This window comes from Erwinia sp. S43 (assembly GCF_016624745.1).
In the GTDB taxonomy this organism is placed as follows: domain Bacteria; phylum Pseudomonadota; class Gammaproteobacteria; order Enterobacterales; family Enterobacteriaceae; genus Erwinia; species Erwinia coffeiphila.
The window spans coordinates 14,800-33,816 of the sequence record NZ_JACVTX010000005.1 but is presented as its reverse complement, the minus strand read 5'-3'; the positions used below and the strand labels follow the sequence as shown (position 1 = coordinate 33,816).

At 53.2% G+C, this 19,017-nt stretch carries 16 protein-coding genes; 12 read left to right on the top strand and 4 right to left on the bottom strand.

Features of this window, described 5'->3' with window-relative positions; translation table 11 throughout:
- The first annotated feature begins 2 nt into the window (after positions 1-2).
- The 4 genes from IBT47_RS08280 to lplT all read left to right on the top strand — a co-directional run bounded on the left by IBT47_RS08280 (position 3) and on the right by lplT (position 8,668).
- Entirely contained in the window at positions 3-3,128 is a 3,126-nt protein-coding gene (locus IBT47_RS08280) for an efflux RND transporter permease subunit (protein WP_200560079.1), read from the top strand.
- Positions 3,118-4,521 carry an efflux transporter outer membrane subunit gene (locus IBT47_RS08275; protein ID WP_200560078.1) on the top strand — a complete coding sequence of 468 codons (1,404 nt, stop codon included), beginning with the start codon at positions 3,118-3,120 and terminating at the stop codon, positions 4,519-4,521. The genes IBT47_RS08280 and IBT47_RS08275 overlap by 11 nt, the downstream gene beginning before the upstream one ends.
- A gap of 783 nt (positions 4,522-5,304) precedes the next feature.
- Complete coding sequence (gene aas, locus IBT47_RS08270; RefSeq protein WP_200560077.1) at positions 5,305-7,461, top strand: bifunctional acyl-ACP--phospholipid O-acyltransferase/long-chain-fatty-acid--ACP ligase; 2,157 nt, start codon at positions 5,305-5,307, stop codon at positions 7,459-7,461.
- Positions 7,454-8,668 carry a lysophospholipid transporter LplT gene (lplT, locus tag IBT47_RS08265; RefSeq protein ID WP_105593890.1) on the top strand — a complete coding sequence of 405 codons (1,215 nt, stop codon included), beginning with the start codon at positions 7,454-7,456 and terminating at the stop codon, positions 8,666-8,668. The genes aas and lplT overlap by 8 nt, the downstream gene beginning before the upstream one ends.
- Positions 8,669-8,776: 108 nt before the next feature.
- On the opposite strand, the gene IBT47_RS08260 is transcribed toward lplT, so the two are convergent.
- The 3 genes from IBT47_RS08260 to mutH all read right to left on the bottom strand — a co-directional run bounded on the left by IBT47_RS08260 (position 8,777) and on the right by mutH (position 11,085).
- Positions 8,777-9,817 (bottom strand): NADP(H)-dependent aldo-keto reductase, encoded by a 1,041-nt coding sequence (locus IBT47_RS08260; protein ID WP_105593892.1) that lies wholly within the window; start codon positions 9,815-9,817, stop codon positions 8,777-8,779.
- Between the two features lie 220 nt (positions 9,818-10,037).
- A complete protein-coding gene (locus IBT47_RS08255; protein ID WP_200547070.1) occupies positions 10,038-10,253 on the bottom strand; it encodes a YgdI/YgdR family lipoprotein in 216 nt (71 codons plus the stop codon).
- A gap of 145 nt (positions 10,254-10,398) precedes the next feature.
- Positions 10,399-11,085: a DNA mismatch repair endonuclease MutH gene (gene mutH / locus IBT47_RS08250; protein WP_105593894.1), complete on the bottom strand. Its 687-nt coding sequence runs from the start codon at positions 11,083-11,085 to the stop codon at positions 10,399-10,401.
- Positions 11,086-11,769: 684 nt separating this feature from the next.
- Between mutH and rppH the strand changes: the two genes are divergently transcribed.
- From rppH to thyA, 4 genes are all read left to right on the top strand, one after another.
- Entirely contained in the window at positions 11,770-12,297 is a 528-nt protein-coding gene (rppH, locus tag IBT47_RS08245; protein ID WP_105593895.1) for an RNA pyrophosphohydrolase, read from the top strand.
- A gap of 12 nt (positions 12,298-12,309) precedes the next feature.
- Complete coding sequence (ptsP, locus tag IBT47_RS08240) at positions 12,310-14,556, top strand: phosphoenolpyruvate--protein phosphotransferase (protein WP_200560076.1); 2,247 nt, start codon at positions 12,310-12,312, stop codon at positions 14,554-14,556.
- Between the two features lie 157 nt (positions 14,557-14,713).
- A complete protein-coding gene (gene lgt / locus IBT47_RS08235; RefSeq protein ID WP_105593897.1) occupies positions 14,714-15,592 on the top strand; it encodes a prolipoprotein diacylglyceryl transferase in 879 nt (292 codons plus the stop codon).
- Entirely contained in the window at positions 15,589-16,383 is a 795-nt protein-coding gene (thyA, locus tag IBT47_RS08230) for a thymidylate synthase (protein WP_105593898.1), read from the top strand. Before lgt ends, thyA begins: the two co-directional genes overlap by 4 nt.
- A 38-nt stretch (positions 16,384-16,421) precedes the next feature.
- Here the strand turns inward: thyA and ddpX are convergent, their stop codons facing one another.
- A complete protein-coding gene (gene ddpX / locus IBT47_RS08225; RefSeq protein WP_200560075.1) occupies positions 16,422-16,991 on the bottom strand; it encodes a D-alanyl-D-alanine dipeptidase in 570 nt (189 codons plus the stop codon).
- A gap of 271 nt (positions 16,992-17,262) precedes the next feature.
- On the opposite strand from ddpX, the gene IBT47_RS08220 reads away from it, so the two are divergent.
- Genes IBT47_RS08220 through IBT47_RS08205 form a run of 4 tightly spaced genes read left to right on the top strand, consistent with a single transcriptional unit; the run spans position 17,263 to position 18,989 of the window.
- Positions 17,263-17,730 carry a prepilin peptidase-dependent protein gene (locus IBT47_RS08220; protein WP_200560074.1) on the top strand — a complete coding sequence of 156 codons (468 nt, stop codon included), beginning with the start codon at positions 17,263-17,265 and terminating at the stop codon, positions 17,728-17,730.
- Positions 17,721-18,269, top strand: coding sequence for a prepilin peptidase-dependent protein (locus tag IBT47_RS08215; RefSeq protein WP_200560073.1), 549 nt, complete (start codon positions 17,721-17,723; stop codon positions 18,267-18,269). The genes IBT47_RS08220 and IBT47_RS08215 overlap by 10 nt, the downstream gene beginning before the upstream one ends.
- Positions 18,266-18,688, top strand: coding sequence for a DUF2509 family protein (locus IBT47_RS08210; protein WP_200560072.1), 423 nt, complete (start codon positions 18,266-18,268; stop codon positions 18,686-18,688). Before IBT47_RS08215 ends, IBT47_RS08210 begins: the two co-directional genes overlap by 4 nt.
- Positions 18,672-18,989, top strand: coding sequence for a prepilin-type N-terminal cleavage/methylation domain-containing protein (locus IBT47_RS08205; RefSeq protein ID WP_200560264.1), 318 nt, complete (start codon positions 18,672-18,674; stop codon positions 18,987-18,989). The genes IBT47_RS08210 and IBT47_RS08205 overlap by 17 nt, the downstream gene beginning before the upstream one ends.
- Positions 18,990-19,017 lie beyond the last annotated feature (28 nt).

The window sequence follows — 19,017 nt, the reverse complement described above, 5'->3', positions numbered from 1 at the left end:
GGATGTCTAAATTCTTTATTGAGCGCCCTGTCTTTGCCTGGGTTGTGGCGATTCTGGTGATGCTGATTGGGGGATTGTCGATTTTTACCCTGCCGATTAACCAGTATCCGAATATTTCTCCGCCTGCTATCTCTGTACAGGTGACCTACCCTGGCGCCAGCGCCGAGACGGTTCAGAATACCTCTGTGCAGGTTATCGAGCAGCAGTTGAACGGCATAGATAACCTGCGCTATATCGAATCGCAAAGTAACAGCGACGGCAGCGCGACAATTATTGTGACCTTCAATCAGGGTACCAATCCCGATATTGCTCAGGTTCAGGTGCAAAACAAAGTGTCACTCGCCGAGTCACAGCTACCCGATGAGGTCGTTAAGCAGGGGATCAACGTCCGTAAATATCAGGCCAACTTTATGCTGGTGGTCAGCCTGATTGCGGACAGCGGTCAAATGAGTAACGGTGACCTCGCCGATTTGCTGGTATCAAAACTCCAGGACTCGATTGCGCGTTCGAATGGCGTGGGTGACTTTATCGTCATGGGGTCAGAATACGGCATGCGTATCTGGCTGGACCCGGCCAAGCTGTACCAGTTTCAGCTGGTTCCAAGCGATGTGACTAACGCTATCAACAAACAGAACGTCCAGGTATCAAGCGGTAAGCTGGCGGGGCTGCCTTCGGTAGAGGGGGCAAAATTCAGCGCCACTATCGTGGGTAAAACACGTTTCCAAAAGGTCGCACAGTTTGAAAATATCCTGCTGAAAGTGAATCCCGATGGTTCACAGGTGCGCATACGTGATGTGGGCGGTGTGGATTTAGGGCCGCAGGATTACAGCATTTCAGCAACGTATAACGGTAAACCCTCCGCCGGTATTGCTTTACGTCTGGCCAGCGGAGCTAACGTGTTAGATGCCATCGATGGTGTGCGTCAAACCGTCGAAAATGCAATGCCGTCGCTGCCGCCTGGTGTGATCGTTAAGTATCCTTATGACACCTCGCCGGTGGTAAGTGCATCGATTGAAGAGGTGGTAAAAACGCTGTTCGAAGCTATCGTGCTGGTGTTTTTCGTTATGCTGATTTTCCTGCAAAACCTCCGCGCTACGCTGATTACCACTATGGTGGTGCCCGTGGTACTGCTGGGGACTTTCGGCGTGCTGGCGGCCTGTGGTTATACGATAAATACACTGACGATGTTCGGGATGGTACTGGCCATAGGGCTGCTGGTGGATGATGCGATCGTGGTCGTGGAAAACGTTGAGCGTGTGATGCATGAGGAGGGGCTCGATCCCAAGGCTGCGACAATCAAATCTATGGAGCAGATTCAGGGCGCTCTGTTCGGTATTGCCATGGTGCTTTCGGCGGTGTTGCTGCCGATGGCTTTCTTTGCCGGCTCTACCGGGGTTATCTATCGCCAGTTTTCAATCACCATTGTCTCCGCCATGGCACTTTCGGTGCTGATGGCGATGATTTTCACTCCGGCACTGTGTGCAACCATCTTAAAACCCGCTTCTGAAGATCATAAAGATAAAGGTATTGCCGGCTGGTTTAACCGTAAATTTGATGCCGGTACGCTGAAGTATACGAGGAGTGTCGGAACGGTAATTTCCCGGCGCAGCCTGTTCCTGGTTATCTATCTGGCGATGGTTGTTGCAACCGGCGTACTGTTTATGCGGGTGCCAACCTCATTCCTGCCGGATGAAGATCAGGGCGTTTTAATGATGCAGGTGACACTGCCGGCTAACGCCGCCTCAGAACGTACTCAGGAAGTGATTAATGATATGGAAGAGTGGTTGCTGAAAAACCCCGAAGTCATGTCCGTATTCTCCCCTAACGGCTTTAGTTTCTCGGGGCGAGGTGAGAACACCGCGATGTCATTTGTCCTGTTGAAACCCTGGAGTGAGCGTAACAGCGAACAGTCGGTCCAGAAGCTGGCAGCGCGTGCGATGGCGCATTTTTCTAAGTCAAAAGACGCCAGGATTTATGCGCTTGTGCCGCCAGCGGTAATGGAGTTGGGGAACGCGACCGGTTTTGACTTCTTCCTGCAGGATACTCAAAACAAAGGCCACGCCGCATTGATGGCCGCCCGAAATCAGTTTCTGGCCATGGCGGCGAAAGATAAGCGCCTGTTTGCCACCCGTCCTAACGGCATGGAAGATGAACCGCAGTATCACTTGATTATTGATGATGAGCGCGCAAGAGCGCTGGGCCTGAATCTTGGCGATATCAACGACACACTCTCCATTGCCTGGGGGTCGAGTTACGTGAATCAGTTCACCTATGGCGGCCGCGTTAAAAAAGTTTACGTGCAGGGAAATGCCGGTTCCCGTGTAACGCCGGAGGACCTGAAAAAATGGTACTTCCGCAATAGCAGCGGAACGATGGTGCCTTATACGGCTTTCGGTAAAGGAGAGTGGCAGTATGGTTCTCCACGCTATGAGCGCTTTAACGGTATTTCCGCAGTAGAAATAATGGGATCGCCGGCCCCGGGATACAGTTCTGGGGAAGCAGTAAAAGCGGTCAAAGAGATTGCTGCCAAACTGCCCCCGGGATTTAAAGTGGAGTGGCACGGGTTGTCATATGAAGAACAGATGTCGGGTTCACAAACCCCTGCGTTGTATACGATTTCTCTGATCGTTGTGTTTCTTTGCCTTGCCGCTCTGTATGAAAGTTGGTCAATACCGTTTTCCGTTATCCTTGTCGTCCCGCTGGGGGTACTGGGTACCGTGCTGGCCGTGACGATGCGGGGACTAGAAAACGATGTGTTCTTCCAGGTTGGTCTGTTGACGACGGTCGGGCTGGCGGCGAAAAACGCTATTTTGATCGTCGAATTTGCCAAAGACCTTCATGAGAAAGAGGGAATGGGGTTAGTGGAAGCGGCAATTGAGGCGGCAAAACTTCGTATCAGGCCAATTATTATGACCTCGATGGCGTTTATCCTTGGTGTGATGCCACTAATGATTTCACACGGTGCAGGTGCAGGGAGCCAGCACTCGATTGGTACAGCCGTTGTGGGTGGCATGTTTACGGCGACTTTCCTGGCGATTTATTTTGTGCCGATGTTTTACGTTGTCGTTTCGCAGCTATTTGCCGGCAGGAATAAAAAAGAACAAGAGGTGCAGAACCATGATGCATAAGACTTTATCAATGGGGCTGTTGCCGATACTGATGCTGGTTGGTTGTACGATGGAACCGGACTATCAACGACCGTCGTTGCCTGTTGCCGGTCATTATGCAGGGCAGGGACAGCATCTGAACGGCAACGGGGCAGATATCCGGTGGCAAAACTTTTTCACCGATCCGATGATGCACAAGCTGATCGTCCAGGCGCTGGAAAACAACCGCGATTTGCGGGTTGCGGCGCTGAATGTTGAAGTTGCGCGATCGCAGGTAACGGTTGCTCGTTCTGCGCTGATGCCTTCTGTCGATCTTAATGCCGGTGAAACGGCCGCTCATCTGCCGGGTAATCTGTATAACACCGGGCCGGGTGGGGGGGTAACCTACCATCAGTTTGATGCTAACTTCGGTGTAACCGCATGGGAACTGGACTTCTTTGGTCGCCTGCGTAGTCTCAGCCACAGTGCACTGGAACGTTACCTGGCAACGGACGCCACTCAGCGTGCAACACGGATCAGTTTGATTTCGCAGGTGGCGGCAAGTTATCTGTCGCTCTGTTCGGATAATGAACTGCTCAAGCTGGCGCAGAGCACGGCACAAAGCCAGCAGGACTCCTACGATCTGATCAAACGCAGCTATGAAGGGGGCGTCAGCACCGAGCAGGATCTGGTCCAGGCCGAAACCCTCGTGCGTATTGCCCAGGCGGATGTGGCGACCTACAGTCGACAGGTGCGACAGGATGTGAATGCGTTGACCTTGCTGGTCGGCACCGATTTGCCTGCGGATATACTGGCCGGCGCCAGCCTGAAAAAAGAGTGGAATTTCCCGGCAACGCCGGCCGGGCTGCCCTCAGACTTGCTGACCAACCGCCCTGATATTATTGCTGCGGAGCACACGCTGTTATCCGCGAACGCGAATATTGGCGCAGCGCGAGCGGCATTTTTCCCCAGTATCAGCCTGACGGCAATGGGAGGATCGACATCCGGCAGGCTGAGCGATTTGCTTAGCGGTGGTACTGCGGCATGGGCCGTTAGTCCAGCTATCGATCTGCCTATTTTCCGGGGTGGAAAAAACGTCGCGAATCTGAATATTGCCAAACTGCAAAAACGTATTGAAATTGCGGATTATGAAAAAACGATTCAGACAGCATTCAAAGAGGTTGGAGATGCGCTTGCTGGGCAGGAAACTTATAAAGATGAGCTGTACGCACGTCAGTTGGATGAACAAGCCAGTCAGAGAAACTACGATCTGGCTACCGTTCGCTATCGTGAAGGGGTGGACAATTATCTGAATGTATTGGTAGCACAGCGATCGTTATACAGTTCGCAGCAGCTATTAATTACCACCCGGCTGGGGCAGCTGACTCAGCAGATAATGCTTTATAAAGCGCTGGGTGGAGGATGGAAATCATAGCGTTAAGCCTGTTTTAAACTTCCGCAATATTGATCGATTTTTCGATCAATATTGCGTTTAGGATCAAGCCCGGATTATCCGGGCTTTTTTAATTGTTATCAGCAACCACGGTAGGACCAACTATTGAGAATGGCTGAGCGAAGTGGGCTGACTTTCATTTCTTTATACCAGCTTTTGTAAGCTGCCTGCAGACCTGAGACATGAGGTGTCAGTGGGTCAAAACCGCTTGATAGCATGAAACTCATGTATGTTGTGAAGTTGTCATAGTTTTTGTAATTGAATTCAGGTTCTTTTGCGCAAAGCCTGCTCCAGAGACGTTGTTCATTTATTCCTGGTTTAATGTTTTCATTTTGATATGTCCTTATTTTATGAAAATCAGGCGACTGTGCCAGGGAGGGGATTATACATATGTGCTACTGGTGAGTAATACATGGTTTTGTGGGTTTTTTATGTTTGGAATCATGCTGGTATATTTTTTAAATGCGTGGGTGTTTTGGTTATATTTTTGAATAGCTGTTTTAAGATTGATTTTGGAGTGAGCGAACAGTACAGGGTTTTATCTTTTCTTAATCTCTGGTTCTGAGGTTTGGTTGTAATGACATCACAAGGCATTGCAGAGCCGTGGGGGGATTATTTTTGTGTTTAATACGTGCCTCAATCGCAAGGGGGAGAATAATGAAGCTCTGTCAGCTAACACCTTAATTTTACGTTTAAAAAGTTGAGTTACGCTAGTATATCTTGCATTGTTACACTCAACTTGCAACCTGCTACGGAGCTGGCAACGTGATCTCTTTCCTTAAGTTACTCTTCCGGTTGATTTTTCGGGCCCAACTAACGGGCGATCTTTCGGGTTTGTACAAGCAGAAGGTGTTAATCACCCCAAATCATATGTCATTCCTTGATGGCATGCTGTTAGCCGTTTTCCTGCCGGTGAAACCGGTGTTTGCCGTTTACACCTCGATCAGTCAGCAGTGGTACATGCGCTGGCTGAGCCGTTTTATTGACTTTGTGCCGCTTGATCCGACGAAGCCGATGTCGATTAAGCACCTGGTGAAACTGATTGCCCAGGGCCGGCCGGTGGTGATTTTCCCCGAAGGGCGTATTACCGTTACCGGCTCACTGATGAAAATCTACGACGGAGCGGGTTTTGTTGCGGCGAAATCACAGGCAACGGTGGTTCCGATACGTATTGAAGGTGCTGAATACACGCTTTTTGGCCGCCTTGCTGGCGTTTTCAAACGCCGCCTGTTTCCAAAAATCTCTCTTACCGTATTACCCGCTACGACCATTCCGATGCCGGAAGCCCCTCGTGCCCGCGATCGTCGCAGGCTGGCAGGAGAGCATCTGCACCATATTATGATGGAAGCACGCATGGCGGTGCGTCCTCGTCAGACGATTTATCAGGCCTTTCTTGCAGCACGTGTGCGCTATGGCTACTTCAAGCCCTGTATTGAGGACGTTAACTTTACGCCCGATAGCTACACCGGCCTGCTGAAAAAATCACTGGGCGTTGGCCGTATTCTGCAGCGTTATACGCAGCAGGGTGAATATGTCGGCCTGCTGTTGCCAAACGCAACGGTTACGGCAGCAGCGATCCTGGGGGCCACCCTGCGTGGGCGTATTCCTGCAATGCTTAACTACACCGCCGGAGTCAAAGGGCTGACCAGTGCGTTGACGGCGGCTCAGGTAAAGACCGTGTTTACCTCGCGCCAGTTTCTCGATAAAGGCAAGTTGTGGCATCTGCCGGAAGGAATCCCCGACGTTAAGTGGATTTTTCTGGAAGATTTGAAAGATACCGTTACTACCCGGGACAAACTGTGGATACTCAGCCGCTTGCTGATGCCGTCACTGGCAGAAGTGAAACAGCAGCCTGAAGATGCCGCGATGGTGCTGTTTACTTCAGGGTCAGAGGGGCATCCTAAAGGCGTTGTTCACTCCCATAAAAGCCTGCTGGCTAACGTGGAACAGATCCGCACGGTCGCTGATTTCACTCCGCGCGATCGCTTTATGTCAGCGCTGCCGCTGTTCCACGCTTTTGGTCTGACCGTGGGGCTGTTTACGCCACTGATGACCGGTGCTGAGGTCTTCCTTTATCCCAGCCCGCTGCACTATCGCATTGTGCCCGAGCTGGTCTACGATCGTAACTGTACCGTGCTGTTCGGTACCTCGACGTTCCTTGGTAACTATGCCCGTTTCGCTCAGCCGTATGATTTTGCCCGCCTGCGTTACGTGGTGGCCGGAGCGGAAAAACTACAGCAGAGCACGCGCGATGCCTGGTTTGAGAAGTTCGGCATCCGCATTCTGGAAGGCTATGGTGTGACCGAATGCGCACCAGTGGTGGCAATAAACGTGCCGATGGCCGCCCGATCGCATACCGTTGGCCGCATCCTGCCGGGTATGGATTCACGGCTGATTTCTGTACCCGGTATTGAAGAAGGCGGACTACTGCAGCTTTGTGGACCGAATATCATGAAAGGCTATCTGCGCGTTGAGCGTCCCGGCGTTCTTGAAGCGCCTGAGGCCGATAACGGTGAAGGACGGATGGAGAGCGGCTGGTACGATACGGGTGATATCGTCAGCTTTGACGATGCCGGCTTCTGCCAGATTCAGGGACGCGTGAAGCGTTTTGCGAAGATCGCCGGCGAGATGGTTTCGCTGGAGAGCGTAGAGCTGATTGCGCTGAAGGCGTCTGATGAAAAACAGCACGCGGCGACGATTAAGCCGGACGGCAATCGTGGCGAAGCTCTGGTGTTATTTACCACCGACAGTGAGCTGACCCGCGAACGTTTACAGCGCGCAGCACGTGAACTGGGTAGCCCTGAACTGGCGATCCCACGCGATATTCGGGTGTTGAAACAGCTCCCGATGCTCGGCAGCGGCAAGCCGGATTTTGTTACCCTGCGCGAAATGGCCGAGCGGCCAGAGGAGACTCATGAATAGTCCGACTGCCGGATCAAAACCATTATTGTCGAAAGGTATGATGGCGGTGATTGCCGCCCAGTTCCTCTCCGCTTTTGGGGATAATGCCCTGCTGTTCGCCACTCTGGCGGTACTGAAGCAGCTGGTTTATCCCGACTGGAGCCAGCCGATTCTGCAGATGGTGTTCGTTGCCACCTATATTGTTCTGGCTCCGTTTGTGGGCCAGGTGGCCGACAGTTTTGCGAAGGGCCGGGTGATGATGTTTGCCAACGGCCTCAAGCTGCTTGGCGCACTGACAATCTGCGTTGGGCTGGACCCTTTCTTAGGTTATGGTCTGGTTGGCATTGGTGCGGCCGCCTATTCCCCGGCCAAGTACGGGATTCTCGGCGAGCTGACTGATGGTGAAACGTTGGTCAAAGCCAACGGTCTGATGGAGTCCTCAACGATAGCCGCGATTCTGCTCGGCTCCGTGGCGGGGGGATACCTTGCCGACCTCAATCTTACCAGTGCGCTGCTGGCGTGTGTTGTCGCCTATGCGCTGGCGGTCGTTGCTAATTTGATGATCCCCAAACTTGCAGCGGCCCGCAGTGGCCAATCCTGGCGACCTGCCGCGATGTCCGCCAGTTTCTTCCGCGCCTGTCGCGTTTTGTGGCGCGACGGCGAAACCCGCTTCTCGCTGGTGGGTACCAGCCTTTTCTGGGGGGCCGGCGTTACGCTGCGCTTTCTGCTGGTGCTGTGGGTTCCGGTGGCGCTGGGCATTACCGACAATAAAACGCCAACGATGCTTAATGCGATGGTTGCCGTCGGCATTGTGTTTGGTGCCGCAGCGGCGGCAAAACTGGTGACGCTGAAAACCGTCGGGCGCTGTATGCCTGCCGGCGTGTTAATCGGTGTTGCGGTGGTGGCTTTCTCGTTGCAGCATACGGCGCTGAACGCCTACGTGCTGCTGGCGATTATCGGGATGCTGGGCGGTTTCTTTGTGGTACCGCTGAATGCGCTGCTGCAAATGCGCGGAAAGCAGACGGTGGGTGCAGGTAACGCGATTGCGGTACAGAACCTGGGTGAAAATACGGCGATGCTGGTGATGCTGGGGCTGTATTCTCTGGCGATTAAGCTGGGCGCACCGCCGGTTGCAACCGGCGTCGGGTTTGGTGCACTGTTTGCCCTGGCTATTGCCGTTCTCTGGGGTTGGCAGCTGGCGCAGAAGCGTAAAGCTGTTGCTTCATAATCCGTGTCTTATGATGCTGATGTGCTGATGTGCTGATGTGCTGATGTGCTGATGTGCTGATGTGCTGATGCGGGGCCCGATGGCCCCGCAAACATTTGTGCAGATCCGTCAGGGGGCAGGGTAAGTATAACGGCGGTGGATTGCTTCCAGCTCGTCAATAATTTCGGCATCCAGAGTCAGATCGTAGCTGTCGATATTCACAGTAAGCTGTTCCAGCGTTGTGGCTCCCAGCAGCGTGCTGGCAACAAACGGTTGCTGACGCACAAATGCCAGCGCCATTTGAGATGGATCGAGTCCGTGGCGCTGCGCCAGTGCAACATACTCGCTAATTGCTAACTGAGCCTGCTCGCCGCTGTAGCGTGTAAAACGGCTGAACAGCGTATTACGTGCGCCTGCAGGCTTCGCACCATTCAGATATTTTCCACTTAGCGTACCAAACGCCAGGCTGGAGTAGGCAAGCAGTTCGACGCCCTCATGCTGGCTGATTTCTGCCAGCCCCAGCTCGAAGCTGCGGTTTAACAGGCTGTAAGGGTTCTGGATGCTGACGATTCGCGGCAGCTCATGTTTTTCGGCCAGTTGCAGATAGCGCATCACGCCCCATGGCGTTTCGTTTGAAACCCCGATGTAACGAATCTTCCCTGCGCGCACCTGTTCGGTCAGTGCTTCCAGTGTTTCCAGCAGTGTCACCGGCGCGGTGTTATCGGTGTACTGATAGTTCAGTTTGCCGAAGTAGTTGGTCTGACGCTGAGGCCAGTGCAGCTGATACAAATCGATATAGTCCGTATTCAGCCTTTTCAGGCTGGCGTCCAGCGCTTCACGAATATTTTTGCGATCCAATGCCTGATTGGGTCGGATAGAGGCATCGGCACCGCGTACCGGACCCGCCACTTTAGAAGCCAGTACTATTTTGTCACGGCAGCCGCGCGCTTTCAGCCAGCTGCCGATATATTTCTCAGTTAAACCCTGTGTTTCCGGGCGCGGCGGCACCGGATACATCTCCGCTGTGTCAATCAGATTAATGCCGCGGCTAAGCGCCAAATCAAGCTGGGCATGCGCGTCGGCTTCGCTGTTTTGTTCCCCAAACGTCATGGTACCCAGACCAAGAGAGCTGACTTCAAGTGTGCTGTGGGGGATACGGTGATAATGCATAGCAGACTTCCTTTTTTCATTATTAAAAGGTCAGGGACATCAGCTGCGTCCGCAACAGGGGATCCTGGCAAAAGATTGCGGTGTCTGTGCTTACAGAAGCAGAACCCGGTTTTCGACTATAACCGCCAGACGCGGGAGGTGAAAGAGGGATTACCCATCAGAGAGAGGAAAGCATATCGTTTGCCATCTGAAATATCAGCGCCAGATGGCAAAGCAGGGTTTAGCGTTCAACGATTGAAGAGATTTCATCACCGTTAATCTGTATTTCATGGCCGGATTCATCAACGTATTTCACCAGTCCAGTTTCTTTATCAATACTTGGCTTACCGTCGGTCATAATCATTTTACCGTCTTTGGTCGCCATCACGTAGTCACTACTGCAGCCGCTTATCAGCATTGATACACTCAGCGCCGCAATACCTAACATCCACTTCATACTTGTCTCCCTTAATATTTATTACTTTGATGAGTGTAGTAATAAACTATTTTCCCTGTAGTGATAATTTCATCAGTCTGAAAATGGACTCAATCAGGCGCATATTATTGACATTCGTATAATCTTCCGCAAATCAGCAGGAAAACTACAGTAAAAAATGGCGTGCAAGCAGCGCTGCCGTAAAGGTTTTTTTCAGATAAAAGCCGCGCGGCAGAGTCATAATGGGTTGCCCATGGCGGCCAATACCTTCGGTCAGAGCCTTACTGTTAGCTGCCTTGGGACGAATTTGCAAAACCTCGCCGTGGCGAGCGGTAATCTGTTCAACCTGACCCAACACAATCATATCCATCAGCTCCTCCCAGTCGCGCTGCAGCTGATGTTCTTCTTCGTCATTTGGGCTCCAGAGCAGCGGAGCGCCAACATGCCGCTCTGCCAGTGGAATCGCTCGTTCACCCTCTACCGGTATCCACAGCACGCGCCCGAGCTTATGCCGCACGTGACTGTTTTGCCAGGTGACGCCGCTATTACCGGTCAACGGTGCGACGCAAACGAAGGTCGTTTCGAGCGGGCGTCCGGCGGCATCTACGGGAATCGTCTTCAGCTCCACGCCAATTTCGGCAAAATCCTGTTCCGGCTTACTGCCTGCACTGGCACCGAGATAACGTTCCAGCAGCATCCCCACCCAGCCCTTATCCCGTTTAAGGTCTCGGGGAATCGGTAAACTTATACGTTGGGCAAGTTCACCGAGAGTATAACCGGCAAGTGCGTTAGCTCTGTCCAGCAGTTCGGTTTCATCACGGGGGGGAGGAACGAGGAAAGGAGCGCCTGTCATTGTGATATCCAGATCTGTTTAAAAAACGACCTCTCAGTTCCAGCGTTATACGGCTTAACGCTAATTCTGGGGGTAAGCATAATAATAGCATGATAAATCATGTTTTTTATTCCTCCCATTGAAGGGGATGTACACTGCTCAGACAAGTTTTACCCGTCTTGTCACCGACAGTGAACAGGATCTTCTACATAGTTATCCACAGAAAAATGGGATAACTCACATTTAAAAATAATACTGTTTCGATTTACAGCCTTGACGAAGGGGATTTTGGCAACTTTAGCCCCTTTCATGTCCAACTAATCACCATATTCTGTGGATAAATCATCAAGTGCTCGATCTTTCGCCAGTTGCCGGAAGCCTGTCTGTGACAGCAGCATGACAGCACCTGATTCAACGTAAAAATGACGTTAAACCTTATGATTAACCTGGGGTTATTTCTTTTTTTTGCGAGGTGTCTCCAAACGTTGAATAAAGTTTTCCCCACCTGTTAACTGAGTTCTGCACAAAGCTATCCACAGAAAACGTGAATAAGATCGCCTTTTTGCCCCTGTTTCTGTTTATAACTCTGTCTGCTGGTAATAGTTATCCAAGTTCAATGCGGACTCGCAGGCATAAACCAGTGGTTTACCGCCTGTAAGGAGTGTGAAACAATCAGAACATCCAGTTTTAGTTTGAGGTAGTCCGGTGATCGATGATGATGGCTACCGCCCGAATGTTGGTATCGTAATTTGTAACAGGCAGGGACAGGTTGTGTGGGCAAGGCGCTATGGCCAACACTCCTGGCAGTTTCCTCAGGGAGGGATTAATCCTGGCGAGACGGCGGAACAGGCGATGTACCGCGAACTTTTCGAGGAAGTCGGTTTGAGCCGTAAGGATGTTCGCATCCTGGCATCCACCCGTAACTGGTTACGATATAAATTGCCAAAACGTTTGGTGCGTTGGGACACAAAGCCGGTTTGTATCGGCCAAAAACAGAAGTGGTTTCTTCTGCAGCTGTTGTGCAATGACGCGGATATCAATATGCAAACCAGCAGCACGCCAGAGTTTGACGGCTGGCGATGGGTCAGCTTCTGGTATCCGGTACGCCAGGTGGTCTCTTTTAAACGCGATGTTTACCGCCGCGTAATGAAAGAGTTTGCTGGTGTGGTTATGCCCCTGCAGGAGAATACCGCGCAGAGAAATACGCAAGGCTTTCGAAGGAAGAGAGGTTAAGCCACGTAGATTATGCTCACACAACTACGCGAAATAGTTGAGAAAGTGGCGGCAGCGCCCCGGCTTACCGAGGCGCTGGATATTCTGGTTAATGAGATTTGTCTGGCCATGGATATCGAGGTTTGCTCGGTTTATCTGGCCGATCATGAACGCCGCTGTTACTACCTGATGGCAACGCGTGGGCTGAAAAAGCCGCGTGGGCGTACTGTCGCCCTTGCATTTGATGAAGGCATCGTTGGGCTGGTTGGTCGCCTTGCTGAACCCATTAACCTTGCTGATGCGCAAAAGCACCCCAGTTTTAAATTTATCCCCTCCGTGAAAGAAGAGCGTTTTCGCTCGTTTCTTGGCGTACCGATTATCAGCCGACGCCAGCTGCAGGGCGTTCTGGTGGTTCAGCAACGCGAACATCGGCAATTCGATGAAAGCGAAGAGTCGTTTCTGGTTACCCTTGCCACTCAGATGGCGGCGATCCTTTCTCAGTCGCAGCTTAATGTTCTCTTTGGGCAGTACAGGCAGACGCGAATCAAAGCGCTGGCGGCCTCACCTGGCGTAGCAATAGCCGAAGGCTGGGTTGATTCTTCACAGCCCTCACTGGAGAATGTTTCCGCCGCATCAACGCTGGATTCTGTGCGTGAGCGTGAGCGTCTGGCGCTGGCGATGGCCGAAGCATCGAACGAATTTCGCCGCTACAGCAAGCGTTTCACCGCCAGCATGCATAAAGAAAGCGCGGCTATTTTTGACCTCTATTCGCACCTGCTCAGCGATGCGCGGCTGAAAAAAGATCTGCTGGCGGAAATTGATGCTGGTTCGGTGGCTGAGTGGGCAGTAAAAAAGGTTATTGAGAAATTTGCCGCGCAGTTTGCCAGCCTGCAGGACAGCTACCTGCGGGAGCGGGCGGGTGATTTGCGTGTGCTCGGCCAGCGCCTGCTGTTTCACCTCGATGATACGATTCAGGGCACCAATACCTGGCCTGAGCGTTTTATTCTGGTTGCCGACGAACTGACTGCTACCACCCTGGCAGAGCTGCCGCGTGAAAGACTGGCGGGGGTTGTCGTGCGCGATGGTGCCGCTAACTCTCATGCGGCAATCATGGTTCGTGCAATGGGTATCCCAACGGTGATGGGAGCCGATATTCAGCCCGACCTGATGAAGGGACGCTTGCTCATCGTCGATGGTTATCGCGGTGAGCTGCTGGTCGATCCCGAACCGGTGCTGGTGCAGGAATATCAGCGGCTGATCAGTGAAGAAAATGAATTAAGCCAGCTGGCAGAAGGTCTGGTTGAGCAGCCGGGTGCGCTTAAAAGCGGCGAACCGGTGAAAGTCATGCTTAACGCGGGTTTGAGTGCTGAACATGAGCATCCGCTCGGTAGCCGGGTAGATGGCGTGGGCCTTTATCGTACCGAGATTCCGTTTATGTTACAGAACGGTTTTCCCTCGGAAGAAGAGCAGGTTGCACAGTACCAGGGAATGCTGCAGCTGTTTCTCGATAAGCCGGTCACATTGCGCACGCTGGATATCGGTGCCGACAAGCAGCTGCCCTATATGCCGATTAGTGAAGAAAACCCCTCGTTGGGATGGCGGGGCATTCGCCTGACGCTCGATCAGCCCGAGATTTTTCTTGTTCAACTGCGCGCAATGCTGCGGGCCAACGTTGCCAGCGGAAACCTGAGCATCCTGCTGCCAATGATCACCAGTCTTGAGGAGATCGACGAGGCACGGCGCCTGCTCGACAGGGCGGGGCGCGAGGTGGAAGAAATGCTGGGTTATGCAATTCCGCGCCCGCGCCTCGGGGTAATGATCGAAGTGCCGTCGATGATCTTTATGCTGAGCCATCTGCGGGGGCGCGTAGATTTTGTTTCCGTTGGCACCAACGATTTGACCCAGTACCTGCTGGCCGTGGATCGTAATAACACCCGGGTCGCCAGCCTTTACGACAGTCTGCATCCAGCCGTACTCCGTGCATTACACAGTATTGGACAGGAGGCCAGCCGTGCAGGGGTAGAGCTATGCCTTTGTGGCGAAATGGCGGGCGATCCGATGTGTGTGGTTATGCTGATCGGCATGGGTTACTACCATCTCAGCATGAACGGCCGTAATGTGGCGCGCGTAAAGTATTTACTTCGCCATATCGACCGGTCAGAGGCCCAGGAACTTGCGCAGCGTGGTCTGGAAGCACCGCACACCAGTGAAGTCCGTCAACTGATTGCGGCTTTTATGGAGCGCAGAGGGCTGGGCGGTTTGATCCGGGGCGGGAAATAGTCATCCGATCCGGTGCTTAACAAAGTTTACAGTTACGCCGGGCCGGAATAATTCGCATTATGCTATCATGCGCAGCCTTAAGCAGCAGCGCCACGTGCGCACGCGTCTACATATTCCGTCGCCTGCCCGTCAGGACAGAATTTAAAAATGGTGAAAGATGAATAACGGCTATCTGGCTTTCCCTCAATTTGATCCGGTGATCTTCTCTATCGGCCCTGTGTCTCTTCACTGGTACGGGCTGATGTATCTGGTTGGTTTTGTTTTCGCTATGTGGCTGGCTGTTCGCCGGGCTAATAAACCAGGCAGCGGCTGGAAAAAAGAGGAAGTTGAAAATCTGCTTTATGCGGGTTTCCTCGGTGTGTTCCTCGGTGGCCGTATCGGCTATGTACTGTTCTACAATCTGCCGCTGTTCCTCGATAATCCGCTGTATCTGTTTAAGGTCTGGGATGGTGGTATGTCATTCCACGGCGGACTGATTGGTGTGATCGTAGTGATGCTGATCTTCGCCCGCCGCACCAAGCGTACTTTCTTCCAGGTTTCGGACTTTATCGCTCCGCTGATCCCGTTTGGGCTGGGTGCTGGTCGCCTCGGTAATTTTATCAACGGAGAACTGTGGGGGCGCGTTGACCCAAATCTGCCGTGGGCTATGCTGTTCCCGGGTTCACGCAGCGAAGATATCGCACTGGTTTCCACTCATCCGGAATGGCAGTCTCTGCTGGCGACCTACGGTGTACTGCCGCGCCACCCTTCACAGCTTTATGAGCTGATTCTGGAAGGGATCGTGCTGTTTATCATTCTGAATGTGTTTATCCGCAAATCGCGCCCGATGGGAGCCGTCTCAGGCCTGTTCCTGATTGGTTATGGCGCCTTCCGTATTATTATTGAGTTCTTCCGCCAGCCCGATCAGCAGCTTGGTCTGTTCAGCGGCATCAGCATGGGGCAAATCCTCTCCGTGCCGATGATTCTGGCCGGCGTGATTATGATGATCTGGGCGTATCGTCGTCGCCCGCAGCAGCAACTTCGTGAGGAAAAATGAAACAGTATCTGGAATTAATGCAGCATGTCCTTGAGCAGGGCACACCGAAAAACGATCGTACCGGAACGGGTACGCTGTCGGTCTTCGGTCATCAGATGCGTTTCAATTTGCAGGATGGTTTTCCGCTGGTTACCACCAAGAAGTGCCATCTGCGATCCATCATTCATGAACTGCTGTGGTTCCTCAATGGCGACACCAATATCGCTTATCTGAAGGAAAATAACGTCTCGATCTGGGACGAGTGGGCGGATGAAAACGGCGACCTCGGCCCGGTCTACGGCAAACAGTGGCGCAGCTGGGGGGCACCGGATGGTCGCCAGATCGACCAGCTGAGCAAGGTTGTTGAGCAGCTTAAAAACGATCCCGATTCTCGCCGTATCATCGTTTCGGCGTGGAACGTGGGTGAACTGGACGAGATGGCGCTGGCACCGTGTCACGCTTTCTTCCAGTTTTACGTCGCGGACGGCAAGCTTTCCTGCCAGCTCTATCAGCGCTCGTGCGATATCTTCCTCGGGCTGCCGTTTAATATCGCCAGTTATGCTCTGCTGGTGCATATGATGGCACAGCAGTGCGATCTGGAAGTGGGTGATTTCGTCTGGACCGGGGGGGATACCCACCTGTACAGCAATCACCTGGAACAGACTCGCCTGCAGCTGAGCCGTGAACCGCGCGCGCTGCCGCAGCTGGTGATTAAACGTAAACCGGCCTCTATTTTCGACTATCGTTTCGATGATTTCGAAATCGTCGGTTACGACCCGCATCCGGCGATTAAAGCGCCGGTAGCCGTGTAAAAATGCTATCCCCGGCATGCATAATGCCGGGGATAGCATTACGCCGCGGATTGCGGTGGGTAACAGTCAAAAATATCCGTCAGCAGCGGATAATCTGCCGCTCCAGGCAGCTCAAAGTGCCACCATTCTGTCGTAATCCCCTTGAAGCCCCCTTCAAGCATAATCGCACTCAGCATCAGCCGGTTACGTAATTTCAGCGTCGGGATCGAAGGATGCCAGGGATGTGAACATTCGTGCATTTCGTCAAAACCACTGCCCATATCCACAATCGCTCCCTGTTCATCCATCAGCGTGACGTCAACAGCCGTTCCGCGGGAGTGATTCGAGCCCTGAGTGACGGGGATAACGTAGTCAGGATTAGGGCAGGCCAGCCACAGATTCATTTGCGCTTTCTGCGGGCGGTATGCGTCGTAGACCAGTAGGGTAAAGCCTGCAAGAGCGGCGATATGCGCACTGCGAGCCAGCGCCGCTGCAGCATCCGGGTGCAACAGGCAACGGTGTTCGCAGTAAATCGGCTGGCCGGTAATGTTATCCGCTGTGGCGTATTTTAAATCGATCTTCACCTGCGGCAGCGAGGTGGCAATATCGATCATTTGAATCTCATCCATTTTCTCTCTCTTGGTTCTGCTCGAATCTGGCACGCTGGCTTTTTTCAGGGTTTTTTCGGCTCTGGCACCGTTGACCCGCTCAGGCATCTTAGCCTTTCTCACCATTGGTGCCAGGCAAATCCGGCGATGGTATCAGACTTGTTGGTAAAAATGCGTAGCGCCACGCAGCGGCAATGAAAGCCGGTGAGAAGACGTATTTAGCCTGGAAGATAACGCGTAAACCCACAAGGTACTGCTGGCGGCGTGGCGGAGAAAAGCCAACACTCGGCTGATGAAAATAACGCGATCAGCGGGATTCACATTGCTGGAACTGATGATGGTAATCGCGCTCATCGCTGTACTGAGCCTGGGGTCATGGCAGGGCTGGCAGCGATGGCAGCAGCTACGTCAGCTTAATGACAGTGCGCAGCAGATCCAGCGGCTGCTTCTGCGCCTGCGCAGCGATGCCTGGTGGCATAACGCCGACAGGGTCATCTGGCTTAAGCCGGGCAGATACTGGTGTCTGGGAGGCGGAAGTGTTCCTGATGTCTGTTCCCCGCAGGCCCGCTTTACACTATTGGCTCCGTGGCCGGAAGTCAGCATACGCTCGATGACCGCGGAAATCGGGTTCTATGGTGTGAAGAATACCGCCCGCCCTGGCAATATCACTATTGCCAGCGATGCCGGTGAACGGCGAATCATTGTCTCTTCGCGTGGCAGGGTGCGCATTTGCTCAGTATCAGAGGAAGGATGCCGATGAATACGGGGGGATTTACCTTACTTGAAACGCTGCTGGCGATGGCGATCGGAAGCGTCATAATGCTCGGCGCTGCGCGAACGTTACCGCTATTGCAGCAGCATAATTTGCGCCTGCAGATACAGGTTCAGCTCAATGAAGAGCTGCAGCAGATTATGCAGACGCTGGAAAAAGCCGCCCGGCGCGCGGGCTACTGCCACGGTCGCTGTAGCGGGGCCGCGATGCAGATTCAGAACGCAGGTCGCTGCCTGCTGGTGCGCTGGGATGAAAACAGCAACGGGCAATGGGAGAGTACCGGGCGAGAAGACAGCGATTACTACGGCTTTCGCTTAAGATCGAAAAATCTGGAAATGCAGCGCGGCGTTGATCGCTGTGAAGGCGGCGGCTGGGAGAAGCTGAACGATCCCCGCGTCATCGCCATTGAGGAGTTCAGGGTGGTTCGCAATCGGCAGCAGGTCCGAGTCATGTTGAAGGGGAGTTCCAGAGTCTGGCCAGCTCTGGTCCAGCATATCGAGCACTGGCTGGTGGCGGAGAATTTATGATGCACCGACAACAGGGAAGCGGCGCACTGCTGATGGTAATTATCATTCTGCTTATGGGCACCGCATTGCTGCACGCTACACGCCAGCAGCTGAGTGATAATCTCAGCCTGGTCACTGATGAACGGCACTATATCCTTGAGTACACCGATGCGGTATCTGCGCTGATGTGGGGAGAACGCTTGACCTGGCATACTGCTGAAGGTTGGTACTGCCAGATCCAGCCGCAGTATACCTGGCGCGCCTGCCTGCTAAGCCACGCCTCCGGAATGCTGCTGCGCGGTGACAGCGGCAGTGGAACGTTGTCTCTGTATCGCTGGGTTAGCAGCCTTACCGGTGGGAAAGTTAGCGCGGTCCCTCAGGGCTGGCTGGATTATTGCCCATTGCCCGACAGGAGCCTGTGTGATGATCCCTCGTCGTAATCAACGGGGATTTAGCCTGGTTGAAACACTGTTTGCCCTGCTGCTGTTTAGCCTTAGCATCATGGCTCTGATGCGCTATCAGCTGGTGCTGGCAGAGGGGTTCCAGCAACAGTGGCAGCAGCGCAGCGCATGGCGTAACGCCCGGCAACTGTTGCAGGGTAATCCGCTGGAGGGATGGCAGGCACAGGTGCAGCAGAAGGATGGCCCGGAAGGATGCCCGTTGTTAATCGCCAAAACGGTAAGCCCTTCGGGGCGCCGGGCCGAACTGGTTCAGCTACGCTGCACGGCGGTGGGTAATTGACCGCTATGGTGCTACATTTCCAATGTTC

Excerpts from the sequence above, each read along its gene's own strand:
- IBT47_RS08280 (WP_200560079.1), top strand. The coding sequence starts at position 3 with ATGTCTAAATTCTTTATTGAGCGCCCTGTCTTTGCCTGGGTTGTGGCG.
- IBT47_RS08275 (WP_200560078.1), top strand. The coding sequence starts at position 3,118 with ATGATGCATAAGACTTTATCAATGGGGCTGTTGCCGATACTGATGCTG.
- lplT (WP_105593890.1), top strand. The coding sequence starts at position 7,454 with ATGAATAGTCCGACTGCCGGATCAAAACCATTATTGTCGAAAGGTATG.
- IBT47_RS08260 (WP_105593892.1), bottom strand. The coding sequence starts at position 9,817 with ATGCATTATCACCGTATCCCCCACAGCACACTTGAAGTCAGCTCTCTT.
- IBT47_RS08255 (WP_200547070.1), bottom strand. The coding sequence starts at position 10,253 with ATGAAGTGGATGTTAGGTATTGCGGCGCTGAGTGTATCAATGCTGATA.
- mutH (WP_105593894.1), bottom strand. The coding sequence starts at position 11,085 with ATGACAGGCGCTCCTTTCCTCGTTCCTCCCCCCCGTGATGAAACCGAA.
- ptsP (WP_200560076.1), top strand. The coding sequence starts at position 12,310 with ATGCTCACACAACTACGCGAAATAGTTGAGAAAGTGGCGGCAGCGCCC.
- lgt (WP_105593897.1), top strand. The coding sequence starts at position 14,714 with ATGAATAACGGCTATCTGGCTTTCCCTCAATTTGATCCGGTGATCTTC.
- thyA (WP_105593898.1), top strand. The coding sequence starts at position 15,589 with ATGAAACAGTATCTGGAATTAATGCAGCATGTCCTTGAGCAGGGCACA.
- ddpX (WP_200560075.1), bottom strand. The coding sequence starts at position 16,991 with ATGGATGAGATTCAAATGATCGATATTGCCACCTCGCTGCCGCAGGTG.
- IBT47_RS08220 (WP_200560074.1), top strand. The coding sequence starts at position 17,263 with ATGAAAATAACGCGATCAGCGGGATTCACATTGCTGGAACTGATGATG.
- IBT47_RS08215 (WP_200560073.1), top strand. The coding sequence starts at position 17,721 with ATGCCGATGAATACGGGGGGATTTACCTTACTTGAAACGCTGCTGGCG.
- IBT47_RS08210 (WP_200560072.1), top strand. The coding sequence starts at position 18,266 with ATGATGCACCGACAACAGGGAAGCGGCGCACTGCTGATGGTAATTATC.
- IBT47_RS08205 (WP_200560264.1), top strand. The coding sequence starts at position 18,672 with ATGATCCCTCGTCGTAATCAACGGGGATTTAGCCTGGTTGAAACACTG.